The organism is Pedococcus dokdonensis (assembly GCF_900104525.1).
Taxonomy (GTDB): domain Bacteria; phylum Actinomycetota; class Actinomycetes; order Actinomycetales; family Dermatophilaceae; genus Pedococcus; species Pedococcus dokdonensis.
In genome coordinates, this window is the sequence record NZ_LT629711.1 from 3,266,109 (window position 1) to 3,286,413 (window position 20,305).

20 protein-coding genes and 1 tRNA gene are annotated in these 20,305 nt (G+C 68.9%); 17 read left to right on the forward strand and 4 right to left on the reverse strand.

Annotated elements, in window-relative coordinates; all coding sequences use genetic code 11:
- Positions 1–60: 60 nt before the first annotated feature.
- A complete protein-coding gene (locus BLQ34_RS15425; protein WP_091787439.1) occupies positions 61–684 on the forward strand; it encodes a mycothiol transferase in 624 nt (207 codons plus the stop codon).
- Positions 681–1,490, forward strand: a complete 810-nt coding sequence (locus BLQ34_RS15430; protein WP_091790074.1) for a DinB family protein — start codon at positions 681–683, stop codon at positions 1,488–1,490. Before BLQ34_RS15425 ends, BLQ34_RS15430 begins: the two co-directional genes overlap by 4 nt.
- Positions 1,491–1,577: 87 nt before the next feature.
- On the opposite strand, the gene BLQ34_RS15435 is transcribed toward BLQ34_RS15430, so the two are convergent.
- Positions 1,578–3,413, reverse strand: coding sequence for a phosphoenolpyruvate carboxykinase (GTP) (locus BLQ34_RS15435; RefSeq protein ID WP_091787442.1), 1,836 nt, complete (start codon positions 3,411–3,413; stop codon positions 1,578–1,580).
- A 470-nt stretch (positions 3,414–3,883) separates the two neighbouring features.
- On the opposite strand from BLQ34_RS15435, the gene BLQ34_RS15440 reads away from it, so the two are divergent.
- From BLQ34_RS15440 to BLQ34_RS19535, 3 genes are all read left to right on the forward strand, one after another.
- Positions 3,884–3,956: transfer RNA gene (locus BLQ34_RS15440), tRNA-Arg, on the forward strand.
- Positions 3,957–4,204: 248 nt separating this feature from the next.
- Positions 4,205–4,426, forward strand: coding sequence for a helix-turn-helix domain-containing protein (locus tag BLQ34_RS19530; RefSeq protein ID WP_091787445.1), 222 nt, complete (start codon positions 4,205–4,207; stop codon positions 4,424–4,426).
- A gap of 76 nt (positions 4,427–4,502) precedes the next feature.
- Positions 4,503–5,693, forward strand: a complete 1,191-nt coding sequence (locus BLQ34_RS19535) for a tyrosine-type recombinase/integrase (protein WP_407946412.1) — start codon at positions 4,503–4,505, stop codon at positions 5,691–5,693.
- A gap of 120 nt (positions 5,694–5,813) precedes the next feature.
- Here the strand turns inward: BLQ34_RS19535 and BLQ34_RS15455 are convergent, their stop codons facing one another.
- From BLQ34_RS15455 to BLQ34_RS15465, 3 genes are all read right to left on the reverse strand, one after another.
- Positions 5,814–6,434 carry a hypothetical protein gene (locus BLQ34_RS15455; protein WP_091787451.1) on the reverse strand — a complete coding sequence of 207 codons (621 nt, stop codon included), beginning with the start codon at positions 6,432–6,434 and terminating at the stop codon, positions 5,814–5,816.
- Positions 6,435–7,550 carry a DUF6545 domain-containing protein gene (locus tag BLQ34_RS15460; RefSeq protein ID WP_091787454.1) on the reverse strand — a complete coding sequence of 372 codons (1,116 nt, stop codon included), beginning with the start codon at positions 7,548–7,550 and terminating at the stop codon, positions 6,435–6,437. It lies immediately after the preceding gene.
- Positions 7,551–8,006: 456 nt separating this feature from the next.
- Positions 8,007–8,420 carry a helix-turn-helix domain-containing protein gene (locus BLQ34_RS15465; RefSeq protein ID WP_157693087.1) on the reverse strand — a complete coding sequence of 138 codons (414 nt, stop codon included), beginning with the start codon at positions 8,418–8,420 and terminating at the stop codon, positions 8,007–8,009.
- Between the two features lie 389 nt (positions 8,421–8,809).
- On the opposite strand from BLQ34_RS15465, the gene BLQ34_RS18900 reads away from it, so the two are divergent.
- From BLQ34_RS18900 to BLQ34_RS15530, 12 genes are all read left to right on the forward strand, one after another.
- Complete coding sequence (locus BLQ34_RS18900) at positions 8,810–9,385, forward strand: hypothetical protein (protein ID WP_157693088.1); 576 nt, start codon at positions 8,810–8,812, stop codon at positions 9,383–9,385.
- A 302-nt stretch (positions 9,386–9,687) separates the two neighbouring features.
- On the forward strand, positions 9,688–10,305 hold the full coding sequence (locus tag BLQ34_RS15480; protein ID WP_157693089.1) for an ATP/GTP-binding protein: 618 nt from the start codon (positions 9,688–9,690) through the stop codon (positions 10,303–10,305).
- Between the two features lie 27 nt (positions 10,306–10,332).
- Positions 10,333–11,052 carry an SAF domain-containing protein gene (locus BLQ34_RS15485; RefSeq protein ID WP_231961274.1) on the forward strand — a complete coding sequence of 240 codons (720 nt, stop codon included), beginning with the start codon at positions 10,333–10,335 and terminating at the stop codon, positions 11,050–11,052.
- Between the two features lie 3 nt (positions 11,053–11,055).
- Positions 11,056–11,856 (forward strand): hypothetical protein, encoded by an 801-nt coding sequence (locus BLQ34_RS15490; protein WP_091787469.1) that lies wholly within the window; start codon positions 11,056–11,058, stop codon positions 11,854–11,856.
- On the forward strand, positions 11,853–13,445 hold the full coding sequence (locus tag BLQ34_RS15495; RefSeq protein ID WP_231961289.1) for a CpaF family protein: 1,593 nt from the start codon (positions 11,853–11,855) through the stop codon (positions 13,443–13,445). Before BLQ34_RS15490 ends, BLQ34_RS15495 begins: the two co-directional genes overlap by 4 nt.
- Entirely contained in the window at positions 13,442–14,320 is an 879-nt protein-coding gene (locus BLQ34_RS15500; RefSeq protein WP_091787472.1) for a type II secretion system F family protein, read from the forward strand. The genes BLQ34_RS15495 and BLQ34_RS15500 overlap by 4 nt, the downstream gene beginning before the upstream one ends.
- Complete coding sequence (locus BLQ34_RS15505; protein WP_231961291.1) at positions 14,317–15,231, forward strand: type II secretion system F family protein; 915 nt, start codon at positions 14,317–14,319, stop codon at positions 15,229–15,231. The genes BLQ34_RS15500 and BLQ34_RS15505 overlap by 4 nt, the downstream gene beginning before the upstream one ends.
- A gap of 96 nt (positions 15,232–15,327) precedes the next feature.
- Positions 15,328–15,528 carry a hypothetical protein gene (locus BLQ34_RS15510; protein ID WP_091787478.1) on the forward strand — a complete coding sequence of 67 codons (201 nt, stop codon included), beginning with the start codon at positions 15,328–15,330 and terminating at the stop codon, positions 15,526–15,528.
- Positions 15,529–15,534: 6 nt separating this feature from the next.
- Positions 15,535–15,954 carry a TadE family protein gene (locus BLQ34_RS15515; RefSeq protein WP_269457302.1) on the forward strand — a complete coding sequence of 140 codons (420 nt, stop codon included), beginning with the start codon at positions 15,535–15,537 and terminating at the stop codon, positions 15,952–15,954.
- Positions 15,951–16,403: a TadE family protein gene (locus BLQ34_RS15520; protein WP_231961295.1), complete on the forward strand. Its 453-nt coding sequence runs from the start codon at positions 15,951–15,953 to the stop codon at positions 16,401–16,403. The genes BLQ34_RS15515 and BLQ34_RS15520 overlap by 4 nt, the downstream gene beginning before the upstream one ends.
- A 4-nt stretch (positions 16,404–16,407) precedes the next feature.
- Positions 16,408–16,911, forward strand: coding sequence for a pilus assembly protein TadG-related protein (locus BLQ34_RS15525; protein WP_231961297.1), 504 nt, complete (start codon positions 16,408–16,410; stop codon positions 16,909–16,911).
- Entirely contained in the window at positions 16,908–20,231 is a 3,324-nt protein-coding gene (locus BLQ34_RS15530) for a LysM peptidoglycan-binding domain-containing protein (RefSeq protein ID WP_091787484.1), read from the forward strand. The genes BLQ34_RS15525 and BLQ34_RS15530 overlap by 4 nt, the downstream gene beginning before the upstream one ends.
- The last annotated feature ends 74 nt before the right edge of the window (positions 20,232–20,305 follow it).

Below are 20,305 nucleotides of genomic sequence, written 5' to 3' on the forward strand. Positions count from 1 at the left end.
GCCACAGCGTAGGAGCAGATCCGGCAGAGGAACGTCCGGAACCCGTTCTAGCGTGCTGCCATGGCTGAGAACGACACCACCACGGACACGACCTCGGGCACCACCTCGGACACCCCGTGGGAGCCGCCGCTGGCCGGCACCGAGGAGCAGGCGCTGCTCGGTGCGCTGGACCGGCTGCGGGCCACCTTCCGCTACAAGGCCGACGGCCTCGACGCCGCGGGTCTGACCACCCGGGTCGGCTCCTCGGCGCTGACCCTCGGTGGCCTGCTCAAGCACCTCGCCGCCAACGAGGACCACAAGTTCAGCGTGAAGCTCTCCGGTGCCCCGATGGACCCGGTCTGGGCCGACAACGGCTGGGACGACAGCGACGACTGGGAGTTCGAGTCCGCCGGCGACGACTCCCCCGAGCAGCTCTATGCGCTCTACGACGGGGCCGTGGCGCGCGCTCGTGCCAGCCTCGCCGCGGCGTTGGGCGACCGAGGACCCGACGCCATGGCCCACGTGAGTGACGGCGAGGGCCACCACGCCAACATCCGGCGCCTCGTCCTCGACCAGATCGAGGAGTACGGCCGGCACACCGGTCAGGCAGACCTGCTCCGCGAGGCGGTCGACGGCCGAGTGGGTGAGGACCCGCCACCGGGGTGGCAGCCGGTGTCCGGCGCGTGGACCTGGCCGACCCGATGAGCGACAGCGAAGGGCAGCAGGTCGACTCCCACCCCGGCTTCGACGCCACCCACCGGGGCGTGACCTTCCGGCGTCACGACCTCACGGGCGCGGTGTTCGACGACACCTGGCTGACCGGTGCGCGGTTCCGGAACGTCGCGATGAAGGGCGCCCGGATCACGGGGTCGCAGGTCGTCGACGTCGTCATCACCGGCGACGTCGAGGGTCTCGTCGTCAACGGTGTCGACGTCACCGAGTTCGTCGAGGCGGAGCTCACCCGGCGCGAGCCCGACCGCGTCAAGATGCGGCCGCGCACGCCTGCGCAGTTCAGAGCGGCCTGGGACATCCTCGAGCGACGGTGGGCGGAGACCTTCGAGCGGGCCGGCCGCCTCGACCCCGAGCTGCTGCACACGCGGGTCGACGACGAGTGGTCGTTCATCGAGACCCAGCGGCACCTGGTCTTCGCCACCGACTCGTGGATCCGTCGCGCACTGCTGGGCGACCCCTCGCCCTGGAGCCCGTTGGACCTGCCGCACGACGACATGGGTGACATCCCGGCGGTGCCCCGCGATCCCGACGCGCGTCCGTCGCTCGACGAGGTGCTCGCCCTGCGCCGCGACCGCATGACCACCATGCGTGAGGTCGTCGACGGCCTGACCGACGAGCAGCTGGCCGGCCGCACGACGCCCGTGACGGAGCCCGGCTATCCCGAGTCGCGCGACTTCCTCGTCGCCGACGTCGTGGGATGCATCATCAACGAGGAGTGGCAGCACCACCAGTACGCCATCCGCGACCTCGCCGTCCTCGAGTCGGGTCGAGAGGCCTGAAAGCAACCCGAAAGGCCCGGAACCACAGGGGTTCCGGGCCTTTCGTCGGTATGCCGCGCGGGCGGCACACGATCTAGCTCACCTCGGTCACTCCATGCCGAGGCGAGCCTTCAGGCCGTCGAGCTCCACCCGGAGCTGCGTCGGCAGGGTCTCGCCGAACTTCTCGAACCACTCCTCGATCTGCGGGATCTCGGCCTTCCACTCCTCGGCATCGACGGAGAGGGCGGCCTCGAGGGCGGCGTCGCTCAGGTCGAGGCCATCGGTGTCGAGCGACTCGGGCGTGGGCACGTGGCCGATCGGGGTCTCGACCGCGGCGGCCTTGCCCTCGATGCGCTCGATCGCCCACTTGAGCACGCGGCTGTTCTCACCGAAGCCCGGCCAGAGGAAGCCACCGTCCTCGTCCCGACGGAACCAGTTGACGTAGAAGATCTTCGGGAGCTTGGACGCGTCGGCGTCCTTGCCCATGTTGATCCAGTGCTGGAAGTAGTCGCCGGCGTTGTAGCCGATGAAGGGCAGCATCGCCATCGGGTCCCGGCGCACCACGCCGACGGCTCCAGTCGCGGCCGCGGTCGTCTCCGAGGAGAGCGTCGCGCCCATGAACGTGCCGTGCACCCAGTCGCGCGACTCGGTCACCAGGGGGACCGTCGTCTTGCGGCGACCGCCGAAGAAGATCGCCGAGATCGGCACGCCCTTGGGGTCGTAGTACTCCTTTGCGAGGATGTCGCACTGCTCGATCGGGGTGCAGTAGCGGCTGTTGGCGTGGCTGGAGAGCTCGTCTGAGTCGGGCGTCCAGTCCTCGCCCTTCCAGCTGGTCGCGTGGGCCGGCGTGTTCTCCAGGCCCTCCCACCAGATGTCGCCGTCGTCGGTGAGCGCGACGTTGGTGAAGACGGAGTTGCCCTTGTTGATGGTCTTCATCGCGTTGGGGTTGGTGTGCTCGTTGGTGCCGGGGGCGACGCCGAAGAAGCCGAACTCGGGGTTCACGGCATACAGGCGGCCGTCCTCGCCGAACCGCATCCAGGCGATGTCGTCACCCAGGGTCTCGACCTTCCAGCCGGGGATCGTCGGGGCGAGCATCGCCAGGTTGGTCTTCCCACAGGCGCTCGGGAACGCGGCCGCGACGTAGTAGGTCTGCTGCTCCGGGGAGATCAGCTTGAGGATGAGCATGTGCTCGGCGAGCCAGCCCTCGTCGCGGGCCATCGCGCTGGCGATGCGCAGGGAGTAGCACTTCTTGCCCAGCAGGGCATTGCCGCCGTAGCCGGATCCGTAGGACCAGATCATCCGCTCCTCGGGGAACTGGACGATGTACTTCTCGGTGTTGCACGGCCACTTCACGTCGGCCTGGCCCGGCTCGAGCGGGGCGCCGACGGAGTGCAGGGCGGGGACGTACTTGGCGTCCGCGCCGAGCTCCTCGATGCGACGCAGGACGTTGACCCCGCAGCGGGCCATCACGCGCATGGAGACCACGACGTACTCGGAGTCGGTGATCTCGACGCCGAACATCGGGTTCTCGGCCTCGACGTGGCCCATCACGAACGGGATGACGTACATCGTGCGGCCCTTCATGCAGCCGGCGTAGAGCCCGCGCATGAGGTCCTTCATCTCGTTCGGGTCCATCCAGTTGTTGGTGGGCCCGGCGTCCTTCTCCTCGACGGAGCAGATGTAGGTGCGGTCCTCGACCCGGGCGACGTCGGTCGGGTCGGAGGCAGCGTAGAAGCTGTTCGGCTTCTTCTCCTCGTCGAGGCGCACGAAGGTGCCGGCCTCGACGAGCTTGTCGGTCAGTCGGGTCCACTCGGCGTCGGAGCCGGTGACCCACTCGATGTGGTCGGGGGTGGTCATCGCGGCCACCTCGTCGACCCATGCCTGCAGGCCGGCGTGAGTCGTGCCGCCTGCCCGCTGGTCGGTGTGCGTCGCCTCGGTCGTCATGTGATCGGCCGTCCCTTTCGTCCGGGGCGGTCATCCCCGGATCATGAGGTGTCGCGTCCACGCCGACCTGCGGCCATCCGGCCGCGTGTCCACATGGTGAACGCTCGTGATCTGGCCAAGGTACGCCCCCCTACGCGCCAGTAGGTACCGCGCTCGGTCTAGATCGCTCGTGAAAAGCCTCACAACCGGCGGGTAGCCCTGCGGCCATTGTCGGCTTCTTGCACGTCTTGCAAAAACGCAGCGAAATCCGTTGCGTTTCTTGCCTTTCCGCCGTCATCGTCGGGAAGGGCGTGGCAGCTCGCCGACCCCCGCGGCCCTCGGTCCAGGGTGCGCCGCCAGCCCCCGACGGAGGTGTGCCGTCGGGCCGGCCCGACCGCGTGGCGCACCGATTTCGTCGGCGCGGGGTCGAGCCGGTAGTCTTGCCCGTCGTTGCTCCGTGAGTCCCACAAGGATCCTCCGGGGCGACATCTGCGCCCGTAGCTCAACGGATAGAGCATCTGACTACGGATCAGAAGGTTAGGGGTTCGAATCCCTTCGGGCGCACTCTGTGTTGAGACAGACGTTTGGGGCCCTGACCTGCGGAGACGCGGTTAGGGCCTTACTCGTCCCTGGTATCGCTCGGGCTGCCTGGGTCGTCCGATGGGCCCAAGAATGGGCTCAACAATGAGACCTCGGTGGCTCCGGTCGATTCGGGAGACTGGTGGTGTGCACCAGTCCTCGTGGGTCCAAGACGCGGGATCTGTCGTGCCCTCCCGTGACCACCAGACGGCTCCGGTCTGGCGTATTTCGGCATGAACACTGCAACTGCCCAGAGGGCCACCGAGGACACTCAGCCCACACTTCTGTTGACGCTTGGCGAGGTCGCATCGCATCTGCGGTGTACGCGGCGCAGCGTCGAGCGTGAAGTAGCACGCCATCACATGCACGTTGTTCGCATCGGCCGTTCCGTCCGAGTCGAGCGACGCGAGCTCAACCGCTACCTCCAGTCCCTTAGGGACCCCGATGAAGGGTAGACGGCGACTCTCCCCCGAAGAGACCACCTCGTCCAAGTACCGGGGAAAGGACGGTCGCTGGCACGCGCGGGTGACCATGGGGACGCGGTTGGATGGCCGTCCTGATCGCAAGCACATCAGTCGAAGCGCCAAGGGCGAACTCGACCGGGCAGTCCGAGCGCTGGAACGGTCACGGGACACTGGCCAGTACACATGGACCGAGTCCGATCCCACACTTGGTCAGTGGCTGGAGCACTGGCTCGAGAATGTCCTGCCATCCACGGTCCGATGGAAGACGCTGTCGACGTACCGAAGCCAGATGGAAGTGCACATCGTTCCTGTGTTGGGTTCCGTTCGACTCAGCTCGTTGCGCCCGGAAACCCTGGAACAGCACTATCGGCGAATGCTGGACGCCGGCAGCTCGGCCAGCCTCGTCCACGCCGTCCATCGTGTGCTCCGATCCGGGCTGAATGAAGCGGTACGGCGGCAGCGTCTTGCTTCGAACCCAGCCGTGATCGCTCGACCACCCCGCATTCCAAGGCGCGAGGTCCAACCGCTCACCAGGGACGAGTGCGTGGCGATCCTTGGCGCCGCTCGCACTCGCAGAAACGCTGCGCGCTGGTCAGTCGCGCTGTCGCTTGGTTTACGACAGGGCGAGGCCCTCGGTATCCAGTGGCGTGACATCGACTTCGACAAGGGCACTATGCGCATTCAGCGAGCCGTCCAGCGTCAAACCTGGGAGCACGGGTGCCGCCTCGTAGCTGGCGGTTCCCAGCCCGCGTGTGGCTGGAAGCGTGGGGCTGACTGTCCAAGTCGGCGAAATGGTGGCATCCGCCTGGTAGAGACGAAGACCAACGCCTCTAGGCGCTCCATCTCCCTGCCCCCACCCTTGGTTGAAGAACTGCGGATCCACCGTCGTGACCAGGCGCAGGAGCGACTGCGGGTTGGCCCCGCATGGACCAGTTCCCTCGATCTGACTTTTCCTGACGAAGCCGGTCGCCCGATGGACCCAGCTCGCGACTGGCGTGAATGGAAGGCGATTTTGGGAGCCGCCGGGGTGCGTGATGCCCGACTGCACGATGCCCGGCATACAGCAGCGACCCTGCTCCTGGTGCAGGGCGTTGACCTCCGAACGGTCATGGCAATCATGGGATGGACGGAGATGGCGACGGCCCAGCGCTACTCCCACGCGGTCGATGAACTTCGGGTGGAGGCGGCTCGGCGAATAGGGGCTGCACTGTGGCCCGGAACCGCGACCCGAGACATCACCATGCCCCTTAACAGTTGAGGGTCACAGGGGGACGCCTTGGCGCGGTGTTGGCCAGAGCCAGCACAACGGTGTCGTCAACGCGCGCCCAGCATGATGGAGGCTGAGCCGAAGTCCGTTGAGGCGGATGTGGTTACGGTGTCACCGGAGGAAGCCATACACGACGCCGGCGACAGTGGCGCCGATGACGGCTCCACCTGCCAGCTGCATGACGCTGTGCCGTCCGTCGCGCCATCTAGCCCATCCGAGCACCGGCAAGAGCAAGGCTGCGGCGATGCCGGCCCTGAGAACTTCGATGGCGAGAACGGCGATTACCCCAGCGGCAACCGCCATGTGCATCGAGGCCTTCCACACCATGGTGGTGAGCCCCATGGCGACGAGGCCGCAGATCATCGCCAGGATGAGCCAGACCAATGGCCGGGGAGCACCGGCCAGGTACAGCACGACCAGCGCGAAAGTGACCGCGCCGGCGGCGGACGCCATAAGTGCGGGTCGCTGAGAGCGGCGGACTACCTGTCGATCGTCGGCCGATCCGTTGCGAAGGGCGCGGAAGAGGATGAGGTAGGGAACCCCAACCACGAGAACGAGAGCGGCTAGCCACCAGGCGGCAGCGGCCAACAGGCTGGCGGTGTACTTGACGGCGAGATAGGCCATGAGCGCGAGGACCACGTTCGCGGGTGTCAGGGCACCAGCGATCAGCCGGGCAGCCGGGGTGCTTCGGGCGTTGTTCAACCGCGAATGGTCGTCCAAATCGGTCCGCATTCAGTCTCTCCTTTGCGAGCGTTCGGCGCTTCTGAGCGCGTCGCTCAGGCTGATTAGTGGTCGGGGCCACGGTGCCCGGTCCAGCTGGGTCAGGGCGTCCTTGGCGGAGACGGCACCGGGCCTCCGGACCACAGGTTTACCCATGGCCCGAGCGAGTTCCATGAGAGTGCTCGGCATTGCCACTTGGTGTTCCTCGAGTCCGTCGGAGATCTCGATGAGGCGCCGCTGAGCTTTGAGCCGCGGGTCGAGAACTTGTGTGATCCGGTCCTGACGTAGCGGGAGGTGCACATGGGGATGCTGGTTCACCATCAGCCGCCACAGAGGATCCAGCCGGAGGGTCAGCCGTCGTGCTGCGAGACGGTGCGCAAGGGCCGGCAGTACCGGGAGTGCGAGCAGGCCGGACGCCAACAAGATGAGAGGAACTGGGAACAGCACCGTCGCCAAGCGGTCGAGGTAGGGCGTCGACCGCCCTACGATCTGGGCGACGGAACTGTGCGTCGTCCACATCAAGAGGACTGCGATCCCGGACCAGGCCGAGGCCCCGATGAGGGCTATGGCCACGGCTGCCGGAGGGTCTGTGCCCCGAGCCGAGCGAAAGCTCTGGTGGGCGTATCGGGCCACGCCAACCTCGAACCATGCAAGGTAGAGGTAGATCGTCACGATGTAGACGAGGCTCGCCAAGTGGCGGGGAGCCCCGCCCAGGTCTGCTAGCTCGACGGTGTGGATCGGGGCGGCGAGCCAAGCCGCGGAGGATGTTGCCGCGGTGGCCGCGCTGACGGCGTAGATGGCGCGGCGTTGGCCCTCAGGTATGTCCGAGTGACGAGTGCCCAAGAGGTAGATCTGCGCGCTGGCCACGGCAACGCATAGCGCTAAGCGGCTGCCAAGGTTCGTCACGTTGGAGATGTTCACCCACTCGTCCAGCCGGATACGGTTGAAGTGAGCGGTGGCGGCAATGGCGAGCGCCATCACGGAGACTGCCAAAGCGGTGCGCCAGGTGGCGGGTCTGCGGCGTGCCCGGACGCCCCTGTAAGCCCCGGCGCCCCACAGCGCCGCGACCGTGAGCACTTCGAAAGCGGTCATCGCAGTCGCGCGGATAGCCTTGAGGAGGCTTGCCACTCAGCCGCGCGGGCACAGTCGTCGAGCGCGACCGCTAGCGATGTTCCGACGTACTCAGCTGCTGCTTCCTCGTGGTTGGTATACCCGGTGCGTTGCAGCATCTTTCGCGTCGTGTCCATTGGGAGAGAGGGCGCTACGGCGGCAAGAAGTTTCGGGCTCAGGCTGCTGTGGAACGCTGGGTCGTGGTGCAGCAGTAGGTGACCAACTTCGTGGCAGAGGACGGCACAGCGCCTGGTCGGTGACGCACCCAATGGGACGAGGAAGTAGTCATACTGGAGGGTGGGGATCCAGGCGCCCGAAGGCGCGTTACTCGTTAGAAGGACCTCAATGACTCGGACGTCCCTCTCGCGGGAACGAGCCAAGCTGTCAATCAGGCCATCGATCGTGCCGCTCTCGCGGATCAGAGCCCGCCCCGTGCGAACCGCCTCGCGCAGCCGAACGCTCGCGCGCTGACGTTCAGTCCTCGCCATTGCCTTTGCCTTCCATGCGCTGAATCTCCTTGAGCGCGCCGAGCAGTTGCACCAGGCCTTCCGCATCTAGGTCTCCGCGGAGGCGCAGGCCGCCCATACGACGAAGCTGAGAGAGGGTTTCAAGGTCCTCATTCACGCGCTTCTCCTCGGCGCTGTCGAAGAAATAGCCGACGGGGACGCCGAAGACCTTCGCGATGCCCGCGAGGAGGCGCGCAGACGGGTTGTCTCGACGACCGTTACGCAGGTTGCTGAGGTGCTGAACAGTTACTGGCACGCCACCGGCAGCCAGTTCACGTACCACGACCTCGTTCGTGTACCAGCCCCGTCCGTCGGGCTGTGGGATGGTCCGGAAGAGGCGTTGGAGTTTGTTCGCGAGATCGGGGATGCCCGCACTGTCCATGATCCGATGGTACTCACGGCCCACAGAGTGCATCTACAGATTAATTAGATTAAGCCAGAAAAGCATTAAACGCGCCGATGGTCTATCGTGTTGGGGGTGGCGCCGTCACCGGACTCCCCAAGCGCAGGCCAACCCAGCTGGGTGGACGCCGACCGCTACCTCCTGTCGAGGCCCTTGGCGACCATCCGCGACCTCGATGAAAGCCGGATCCCCGCTGCTGCGGCCGGCTGGCCGCAGCACTCGGCTCGCGAGGTAAATGCTGTGAGATCACGCCTAGAAGTTGCGTTCTGTGGTGCTGGCGAAGCACTGGTTGCTCGCGATCGACTCAGCCGTAGGTGTCCCCCCAGGGGCCAATCGGAGCCTTAGCGCAATGAATCGAGGAGGAACAGATGACGTCCCGAAGTCGAAGCCGCGCCGTCGGTCTGACCGTGACCCTGTCTGCAGTGGTGCTGACCTCGGCCTGCAACAACCCCGAGCCGCCCGCAGCGACCTCGTCAACCAGAACGACCTTGGCGCCCACGTCGACGACCAGCACGACGTCGTCCCCAACGTCGCTCACTCCGGCCGAGAAGGACCTCAAGTCGGCGGAGGAGACAGTTGGGCGCTACTGGGGTGTCCTCGACGAGCTAGCTGCCGATCCAAAGAAGAGTCTGAACCAAGTCGCCACTGTGGCACGCGACCAGGCGGCGATTCAGGCCCGCAACACGCTTGGGACCTATCAGGCCAAAGGCTGGACCCTGGTGGGTCGAACGATTGTCGACTCTCCGACCGCGACCACGACGGACGGCAAGACCTTCTCGGTTTCGGCGTGCATCGACGTCAGCAAGGTCAACATCGTGGACAAGGCGGGCAAGTCCGTCGTGCGGCCGGAGCGCCCAGATCGTATGCGGTATCCGTACACCGTTGTGAAGGCGCCGCGGGGTTTCTTCGTCACCGTCGACACGCTCAAGGGGAAACCATGCTGAGACGCGCCGTGTCTGCCCTAGCGATTGCTGTTGCACTGCTTGGTTTGGCGGCGCCAGCGTTCGCCACGGACCCGCCGGTCACATGCCCTCCCGGCACGAGTCCTGATCCTTGGAGTGGGGAGTGCATCATCGTCATCGTCACCGACCCCGGTGGGGGCGGTGGAGGTGGTGGTGGCGGCGGGGATGAACAGCCCGTCGGACTGCCGACATGTACGTCGACCTTGACCTCGCCGACGAAGGAGGTGCCCTGCTCTTCGTCGGATGGATGGTGGGTTCAGTCGCAGCAGTGCTACGCCGAGGTGTTGCAGCCGCAGCCACCGTTCAGTGACCCGGCCTGGGGTGGGCGCACGACCGGTCAGGTCTACGCCTGCACGAGACCGGTGGGTATCGGTCCGGTCTCCGGAATTGCCTTCTGGCTCTGGCTGGCCACGCCACCGAACGGTGCGCCGCCGGACCCGCAGGTGCTGGCACGGCAGGCGGTCGCGCGGATGAACCTCCGCGCCATCAGCATCGGCATCGTGCCGGAGCCCCGAGCGGGAAGCGTCGGGATCATCGGCATGCCGACGTGGATGTGGGCACAGAACCCCGGAGCGACCACGTGGGGGCCGCAAACCCAGTCCGCGTCGGCAGATGGCTTCACGGTCACGGCAACCGCGAAGGCCCAGCGCATCGTCTGGGCTATGGGCGACGGCACCACGGTCACGTGCACTGGGCCGGGCACACCGTATGACGACTCCTACGGCAAGCAGTCGTCCCCGACCTGCGGACACACCTACAGCCGGCAGGGCGTTTACAGGGTGCGGGCCACGACCTACTGGGTCGTCACATGGGCCGGGATCGGCCTGAGCGGCACGATCCCGTTGGACTTCACCGACACGGCCACGATCACCATGGGCGAAGCCCAGGTGCTGAGCAGCTGAGCAGCTGAGCAGCTCGAGGGGGAACCGATGACGATGACTATCGAGACTGCCGACTCCGCCGCTGTGAGCGGGGGACGAGGCACGCCACCGGTGCGCCGGCGTCGATCCAAGCGCGGCGCCGACGGAGGCCAGACGTCCGTGACGCCGGCGCCGAAGCTCCGTCGTCGACCGGTGTTGGTCGCCGCGTCGCTTGCAGCCGTCATCCTCGGCGCACTGCTGGGGGCATGGACGTGGTCGTCGACGAGCAACACCCACGAGGTGGTGGCGCTGCGCCAAACCGTCACCCGCGGGGAGACGATCACCCAGGGCGACCTGATGACGGTCCAAGTCGGGGTGGATCCCGCCCTGAGGACGCTTCCGAGCGACCGCCTGGGGAGCCTCGTGGGCCAGCGCGCGGCGATGGACATGGCTGCCGGCAGCCTGGTCACGGCTGCGGACGTGACCACCTCGGTCCTGCCTGGGAAGGGCTGGTCGGTCGTGGGGGTCGCGTTGCCGCCCTCGCTGATGCCGGGAGAGACGTTGCTGGCCGGCGATCAGGTGCGCATCGTGGCGACCCCGGGTCAACAGGGCGACGTGGGTCAGGAGCCCCCTGAGGCCATCTCCGCGACCGTGGTGGGGCTCTACCCGAACGGCGAGAACGGGCAGACGGTGGTCTCCGTCGAGGTGCCGCAGGAGCAGGCCGCCGAGCTGGCGGCTCGGGCGGCGACCGGCAAGGTGGCGCTGGTCCTGGACAGCCGGGAGCGCTGAGCCATGGCTCTGATCGTGCTGTTCTCCGCCTCGGGGTCGCCTGGGGTCACCGCCTCGGCCCTGGGGCTGGCCCTGACATGGTCGCGGCCGGTGCTGCTGGTCGAAGGTGACCCGACGGGTGGGTCGGCTGTTTTCGCCGGCTACCTGCGTGCCGAGTCGGCGCCGACGAACTCGCTGATCGATCTGGCGCTGGCGCAGCGACACGGGCAGCTGAGCGAGGCGATCGCCGAGTCCACGGTGCGGATGCCGGGCCCGCCCGACTCGGCGGTCTCCCTGCTGCCGGGCACCCGCGCGCACGGGCAGGCGCGCAGTCTGCTGCCGTTATGGGAGACCCTGGCCGCGGAGCTGAAGGCACTGGAGGCCACGGGTCAGGACGTCATCGTCGACGCGGGTCGGCTCGGCCTGGCCGGGAGCCCGGAACCTCTGATCTACGCGGCCGATCTGGCCCTGATGGTGACCCGGACCGACCTGGTGTCCCTGTCCGCGGCCCGGTCGTGGGCGCAGACCCTACGAACCGAGTTTGAAGGAGTCGGCGGGATGTCGTCGCTGGGATTGCTGCTCGTGGGGCAGGGGGAGCCCTACTCCGCCCGCGACGTCCAGAAGGTCCTGCAGATCCCGGTGATCGCCTCCCTGGCCCAAGACGTCGCGGGCGCCGACGTGTTCGCCAAGGGCGCCAAGGCCCCGCGCCGATTCGACTCCTCCCGCCTCGTCCGCAGCCTCACCGCCGCGCGGACCTCGATCCAGTCCGCGGTGACCACCAACCGCGGCCAGCTCGCCGCGCAGTTCGTCGGGGGGACAGCATGACGAACAACAACACCACGGCGGGCCGCGAGCCGGGCACCCACCCCACGGACCCGGCATCCCTGCCGTTGTTCGCCGCGCCATCGCCGAACCGCGGGACCGCCGCCAGCCCGGGCAGGGTGCGCGGATCGTTCTCGATGTCACCATCGGCCGACCCGGCACCGACCGTGTCGCGCCCGCTGACCCCGGCGGTGCCCGACGGCGACCTGGACATCCCCCGGAGCTACGTGCCCAGGATCTATCGGCACGGCGCCGACATTGACTGGTGCCTGGTCACGGCGCTGCGGGGACAGGCCTCTGACCGTCTCAGTGCCGCCCTCGGGGACGATCGGGGCCACCTGAGCTCGGCCGCGCAGAGAGAGCAGGGCCGCGCGATCATCCTCGAGCTGCTCAACAACGAGCACGACGAGCGGGTCAGCGCCGGCCAGGATGCGTGGAACACCGCCGAACAGGACGCCTTGGCCAAGGCCGTCGACGACTCCCTGTTCGGGCTCGGGCGACTGCAACCACTGGTGGACGACCACCGGGTCGAGAACATCCTGATCTTCGGCTGCGACTCGGTGTTCCTCGAGCTCACCGACGGCCGCCTGATCCCCGGGCCACCCGTGGCCGACTCGGACCAGGAGCTGATCGACTTCCTGGTCTTCCTGGCCTCCCGGTCGGAGGTCAACCCGCGGCCGTTCTCGGAGGGGCAGCCGCGCCTGCATCTGCGTCTGGACGGCGGCGCACGGCTGGCCGCGGCGGCATGGGTCACGCCGCGCCCCTCGGTGGTCATCCGGCGGCACCGGCTGCGCAGGGTCACCCTGGCCGACCTGGTCGACCGCGGGACGCTCACGGAGCTGGCGGCGTCGTTCTTGTCCGCGGCCGTGAAGTCCCGCAGCAGCATCGTGGTGTCCGGCGCCCAGGGAGCAGGCAAGACCACCCTGGTCAGGGCATTGTGTGCGGAGATCCCCCAGCACGAGATCATCGGCACCTTCGAGACCGAGTACGAGCTTCACCTGCATGAGCTCAAGGACCAGCACCCGTATGTCTTTCCGTGGGAGGCGCGTCCCGGCTCGGGCGAGCGGGCCGCCGACGGTAGCCAGGCCGGCGAGTTCACCCTGAGCCAAGCCATGTTCGACAGCTTCCGGTTCGACCTCTCCCGTCAGATCGTGGGTGAGGTTCGAGGACCGGAGGTTCTGGCCATGCTCAAGGCCATGGAGTCTGGCGCGGGTTCGATCTCCACCACCCACGCCAAGAATGCGGAAGGAGCGATCGGCAAGCTGGTGACGTGCGCCATGGAGGCCGGGCCGCACATCACCCACGACTACGCCGTGCGGGCGATTGCGGCCAGCATCGACATCATCGTGCACGTCCACCTGGAGACCACCCCGCTGGCCGACGGCACCGCGCAACGCTCCCGCTGGGTCACCGAGATCCTCACGCTGACCCCCGGAGAGCGTGAGAAGGGGTACGCCGTCCAGCGGGTCTTCCTCGCACCGCCCGGCAGCCGGCAGGCCGAGCCTGCGGTCCTGCCCGATGAGTACCGCGAGCTCGCCGCGTGGGGATTCGCCCTCGAGGAGTTCTACGGGCACAGTGAGGCCGCATCATGACCCCGCTGGTACCGGCCGTGGCCGGGGCGCTGATCGTCGCCGGTCTGCTGGGCACGGTCGCTGGGCTGCGGCCCCACCCGGCTCCGGCCCCGGCGCTCGCGCGCAGTGCCATCGGCAAAGGAGCCGCCCTGGGGCGGCTCGCGGCGCTGGGCCGGCGCACCCGCCTGCTGCTGGCCGCAGGCGCCGCGGTGGGCGTCACGGTAGCGGTGCTGACCGGCTGGATCATCGCGATCCCGCTCGTGCCTGCGGCGGCCGCAGGCGTGCCCGTGCTGCTGTCCGTCCCACCCTCGGCGAGCAAGATCGACCGGTTGGAGGCGATGGAGGAGTGGACCCGTTCCCTGGCGGGCATCCTCACCGCTGGCGTCGGCCTCGAGCAGGCACTGATCTCCACCCTGCGCTCAACTCCTGAGGCGATCCGGCCAGAGGTCACGCGCCTGGCGTCCCGGCTCCGTGCCCGCTGGGCCACCGAAGACGCCCTGCGCGCCTTCGCCGACGAGCTCGACGACGCGACAGGTGACCTGATCGCCGGCAACCTCATCTTGGCGGCCCGGCGCCGAGGGGCTGGGGTGGCCAGCGTCCTGGAAGCACTTGCCGAGTCCACCGCGGCGGACGTCGCCGCCAGGCGAGAGATCGAGTCGGACCGGGCCAAGCCACGGTCGACCGCGCGCTGGGTCACCCTGATCACGATCTCGGTCCTCGGGGTTCTGGCGTTGACCGGTGACTACGTCCGCCCCTACGGGTCACCGATCGGACAGCTGCTGCTGGTGCTGTTGCTCGGCCTGTACGTGGCGACGCTGCTGTGGATGCGCACGATGTCGAGCGGCAAACCGCTGCCCCGGTTCATCGGGTCCGCCGCCAGGCAGGCAGCCCGATGATGGCCACCGGTCTGCAGCTGGCGCTGACCGCCGGCGCCCTGATCGGTCTCGGGGTGGCGTTGCTGGTCTGGCGTCTGACTCCCGCGGACCCCGATCTGGGCGACGCGCTAGGGCGGTTGTCACCCGAGCACGCCAAGCGGCGCGCCGTCGAGGCGATGCACCCGGCCGGCGACACCCGCGAACGGTTGGGCGTCTGGGGGATGAAGACCCTGCCGGCCGGCACCTGGGGCACCGTCCCGGTCCAGGAGCTGGCGATCCTGCGGACCCCGGTCAGCCGCTACTACGGCGAGAAGGTCATGTTCGCCCTGCTCGGGCTGGCCATCCCGCCACTGCTGAGCACCTTCTTCACCCTCCTCGGGGCGCGCCTGCCCGTCGTCATCCCCGTCGTCGCGACGGTCGGCCTGGCCGCGGTCATGTTCTTCCTGCCCAACTACAACGTCCGCGACGACGCGAAGAAGGCACGGGCCGAGTTCAGCCGCGCTCTCGGCGCGTACATCGACTTCGTGGCGCTCGAGCGCAACTCCGGCGCAGGCCCCCGCCAGGCCATGGAGGTAGCCGCCGGTGTGGGCGACTCTTGGGTGTTCCGCCGCCTCGGTGAGGAGCTCGCCCGCACCCGGTGGTCCGGGCTGACCCCATGGGATGCCCTGCACGCTCTGGCCCTCGAGCTGGGGCTGCCCGAGCTCGACGACCTCGCCGACATCATGCGCCTGTCCGGGGAGGAGGGCGCCCAGATCTACCGGAGCCTGCGCGCGCGCTCCGCAGGGATGCGCAGCGCGATGCTCGCCACCGAGAAGGCCAGGGCCAACGAGGTCGGCGAAAAGATGTCCATCCCGATGAGCCTGCTGGGGGTGATCTTCTTGGCCATCCTCGTCGCACCGGCCCTGCTGCGCGTGATCGCAGGCAGCCCCTGACCACCTCACCCACCGGCCAGAACCCACGCAACGAGCCAACCTCCGGGCGCCGGGCCCCGACCAACACCAACCGACCAACCAAGGGGGGAGAACCCCATGTACTACCTCGCAGCAACACTGCACACCCTCGGCATCGCCTTGCGCGACACCGCCATCCGCAAGGCCACCAAGGACCCCGAGCGCGGCTCGGTGACGATCGAGAACGTCATCTGGGCGGTGGCCGTCATCGCCATCGTCGGGATCGTCGTCCTGGCGATCACGAACTATGTGCGCACCAAGGCCGCAGAGATCAAGTAGCCGACTGTGCACCGGCCCCGCAGGTTCTCGTTCCGTGACCGCCGTCCGGCGGTCAATGGACACGACCGTGGATCGACCTCGATCCAGATGGTGCTGCTGATGCCGGCGCTGTTCGCGGTGATGTTCCTCGGCATGCAAGGTGCCCTCTTCTACCACGCGCGGACCGTCGCCCTGGCCGCCGCGCAAGAGGGCGTCCGGACCGCGGCTGGACTGGGCGGGTCCGGCGCGGCTGGCGCCCACGACGCCTACGCCTTCGTCACCGCCGCGGGTGGTGACGACGTGCTGACAGCACCCCAAGTCCGCAGCTCACGCAGCACCACCAACGCCACCGTGACCGTCACCGGACGCTCGCTGAGCGTGATCCCCGGGTGGGCACCCACGGTCACCCAAAGCGCCAGCGCCCCCGTCGAGAGGATCACCCAGTGAGCCGCACACGGCGCCGGCCGCACCTTGGGGCCGCGGAGCGCGAGCGAGGATCGGCCGTCATCGAGGCCGCCATCGGAGTGCCGGCCTTCATGCTATTCGTCGGGCTCATCGTGTTCGCCGGCCGGGTCGCCGTCGCCAACCAGGCCGTGGGATCGGCGGCCGCCGAAGCCGCCCGATCCGCCTCGATCTCGCGGACACAGGCCCAGGCCGCGGACACGGCCAGGGCCGCGGCCACACAGGCCCTGAGCAACCAGAACGTCAACTGCCTGCGGATGACCATCAGCGTCGACACCAGCGGCTTCGGTTCGCCCGTCGGCACCCCGGCCAGCGTGCGGGCCACCGTCACCTGCGTGGTCAACCTCTCCGACCTAGCCGTACCCGGAGTCCCCGGCACCCGAACCGTGTCAGCGAGCATGTCCTCGCCGCTGGACACCTACCGAGAGCGGTGAGGAGATGCACGACACCAACGCCCAGCTCGTCAGCTCGACCAGCCGTCTTGGTGGCGGGCTGCGCGGCTTCCTCGGCCGCGGCCGCCGCGTCGCCGTCGCGTCCGAGCGCGGCTCCATCACCCTCTGGATCGTGACCACCGGCTTCGTCATGATCGTGCTGGTCGGCATGGTCGTGGACCTGGGTGGCCAGGTGTACGCACAACAGCACGCCAGAGACGTCGCCCGTCAGGCAGCCCGAGTCGGCGGCCAGCAACTCCAGGCCGCACCGGCCATCCGCGGTGAAGGCGCCATCGCGGACACCTCCCGAGCAGTCCAGGCCGCCCGCACCTACCTCGCCGCCGGCGACGTCGCCGGCGCCGCCCGGGTCACCGGCGGCGACACCATCGAGGTCACCACCAGCGCGGTCTACACCACCAAGTTCCTGTCCATCATCGGGATCAACCACCTCACCGTCACCGGCCAAGGGCAGGCAACCATCACCAGAGCACTGCAAGGGGTGCAGCGATGACACTACGAACCCGGCTCACCGGACTGATCGCAGCCCTGACCATCGTGGCCATCGTGATCGCCCTGCCGATCACCCTCCTCGCTGTCGGCGCCAACCCGCTACCCGACACCTGGCCCACACTCGACCAGGCCCGGACCGCCCTGACCAGCCCGGACGACGGCACCCTGGCACTGGGTGCGCTCAGGGTTCTGGGGTGGGCGGCATGGCTGTTCCTCACCGGGTCCATCGCGCTGGAGATCCTGGCCCGGGCACGCGGCGTCCGCGCGCCGCGGCTGCCGGGCCTGCACGCGCCCCAGGCGGCAGCTGCGGGCCTGGTCGGCGCCGCGATCCTGCTGTTCGTGACCGCCCCCCTGACCGGCACCCCCGCCCAAGCCGCCCCCATGACGACGCACGTGACGACCCAGACCGTCACCAACGCGGCCGCCCGCGCAGCCACCCCCGTCACCGGCGCCGATCAGGGCAGCCCCACACCGGAGCCCGCGCGCGCCACACCCAGTCACACCCATGCCACGACGGCGCGGCCCGATCCGGCGACCGTGGAGCACGTCGTCGAGCGCGGCGAAACGCTCTGGTCCCTCGCGGAGCGGTACCTGGGGGCGGGAATCCGCTACACCGAACTGGCGGACCTGAACCGTGACGTCCTGGGACCGAACCCGGGATTCCTCACCGTCGGGCAGGTCCTCCAGGTGCCCACCGGAGAGTCGTCCACCGGCGCCCAATCAGATACACAGATGGCGGGACACGTGGTGACTGTCCGCCGCGGCGATACCCTGTCGCAGATCGCGCAGGAGCAGCTCGGGAACGGCGACAAGTACCCCGAGATCTTCGAGGCATCCAAGGACGCCGTGCAGCCCGACGGTCGACACCTGAGCGACCCCGACCTGATCCTGCCCGGCTGGAAGCTGTCCATCCCGGCCATGAAGGCAGCCGCCTCAGAGACGCCCGGCCCGCACCGCGAGCAGACCGGCACCGAGCACCCCCGACCCGGATCCTCCGAGCCGGCCGCCCCAGCCCAGCCGACCCCGCGGGCAGCTGCCCCACAGGCGGCACCGGAGTCGCCGACCACGCCACGGGCGGACGCGCCGACAGTCCAGCAACCAGAGCCCACCCCCGCGGCCACCAGCGGTGACACCCACGACGACGCTGACCCCCGGCATGGGGCGTGGATGCTGGCCGGTCTGACCGGTGGGGGAGCGATGCTGGCCGGCGCCATGTTGCTGGCACTGCGCGGCCGCCGCAAAGCCCAGTTCCGGGCCCGACGCCCGGGGCGCACCATCGCCGCCCCTGAGCCGCTGCTCGCACCCGTGGAGAAGACACTCACCGCGGCCGGCGGCCCGGCGAGCGTCGACGTCGAGGTCATGGACGAGGCCCTGCGACGCCTCGCCGCGGCGACTGCCGCCTCGACCGCGCCCATGCCGGAGCTGGCCGCCGTGGAGCTGGCCCAGCGTGCCCTGACCTTGCACCTTTCGACCCCCACCACACTGGAAGGACCCTGGGTCGGGAGCGCCGACCAGCTGCACTGGACCCTGCCCGCCGGGGCCGACCTGCGCGACATCGGTCCGCTCACCCCCGACCAGCCCGCCCCGTACCCGTTGCTGGTCACCATCGGTGCCGGCGACGACGGCAGCGTGTGGATGCTCAACATCGAGGACCTTGACCTGAGCATCACCGGGGACGCCACGTTCGGGCGCGACTTCGCCCGGTACCTGGCCGCCGAGATCGCCTGCAACCCCTGGTCGCACGGGGTCCGCGTCGACCTGGTCGGCGTCGCACACGAGGTCGCGGACATGAACACCGACCGCATTCGCGTCCACACCGGCGGTGAACCGGATCCGGCGGCGGAGGCCCTGGCCGACGCCATCACCATGATCGACCGCAGCGCCGAAGCCGACGCCGACATCGCCACCGCCCGGGCACGCCAAGACGGCGCCGACGCTTGGCCGGCGCGGCTCCTGTTGGTCGACGCGAATGAGGGGATCGAAGCCTCACCCGGTGAGTCCGCGGCACGTGAGCTGCCACCAGCCCTGGAGCAGCTGCTTCAGACCGTCTACCGGCACCCCGGTCAGACAGGCACATGCGTGGTCGTCCGCGGCGAGCGGGAGGGCACCCCGGGCCTGGTCCTGCGCGTCACCGGCAACGGCCGGGTTAGCCTCCCTCATGCGGGCCTCGACCTGATTGCCGTCGGCTTGACCAGGGATGAAGCCCAAGGCTGCGCCGCCCTCCTGGCGCAGAGCGAGGACCTGTCCGACGCACCCGTGCCCGTCGACCAGCACGCCCGCGACGGGTGGCGGGCCTGGTCGGACGAGGCCGGAGCATTGCGTGAAGAACACACCACCGCGCGACACGCCCCGGCCGACGAGGACGCCCGGGCGGGCTCGCTCCTGCAGCACGACGACCAGGACTATCTGCGCAAGGGCGCCACCACGCGCGACGACCTCGAGACCCTCGCGCCCAAGGTGCCGCAGCGGGTGCGCGACGCCGTGGCCGACGCTGACCCCACCTTGGGTGACGACCTGGCGATGTGGTGGTCCCAGGACTGCCCCCTGCCCAGGCTGACCCTGCTCGGACCGGTCGCCGCCCGGACCCGCGGCACCCCGGTCACCAAGCGCAAGCCGTACTACACCGAGATGCTCGCCTACCTGGCCACCCGAGCACACGGGGCGACCCCGGAAGAGCTGGCCGACGCCTTCAGCATCACGCCGGCCAAGGCCCGGGACTATGTCCGCATCGTCCGCGACTGGCTCGGCACGAACCCGCGAACCGGGCAGGCCCACCTGCCCGACGCACGGAAGGCGCCAGCGGCGATCGCCAGAGGTGTCGGCGTGTACGAGGTTCTCGACCTGCTCGTTGACGCGGACCTCTTCCGCAGGCTCCGCGTTCGGGGCGAGTCGCGCGGACCGGACGGCGTCGACGACCTCCGCAAGGCACTTCGACTGGTCCAGGGCCGGCCCTTCGATCGGCTCCGCGACGGCGGATGGTCTTTCCTGTCCGAGGGCGACCGCCTCGACCAGCACATGGTCTGCGCCATCGTCGACGTCGCGCACCTCGTCACCACCTACAGCCTCCAGGCCGGAGATACCCGCCAAGCCCGGCTGGCCGCAGAAACGGCGGCCATCGCGGCCCCCGACGAGGAGATCCCCAGGCTGGATCTCGCCGCGGTCGCCGACGCCGAAGGTCACCCCCGCGAGGCAGAGCGGATCCTGCGCGACGAGGTGTGCAACCGCACCGACGACGAGTGCGCCCCGCCCGAACTCTCGGACCGAACCAAGCGAGTCATAGCCACACGCGAATGGCACGAGCGGACCCGAAAGGCCGGCTGACCGAGCCAGAGTGTCAGCAGCCCCAAGCCCCTCCAGCAGTCACAATCGGGTCGCGTGCGGACCAGTGTCGAACC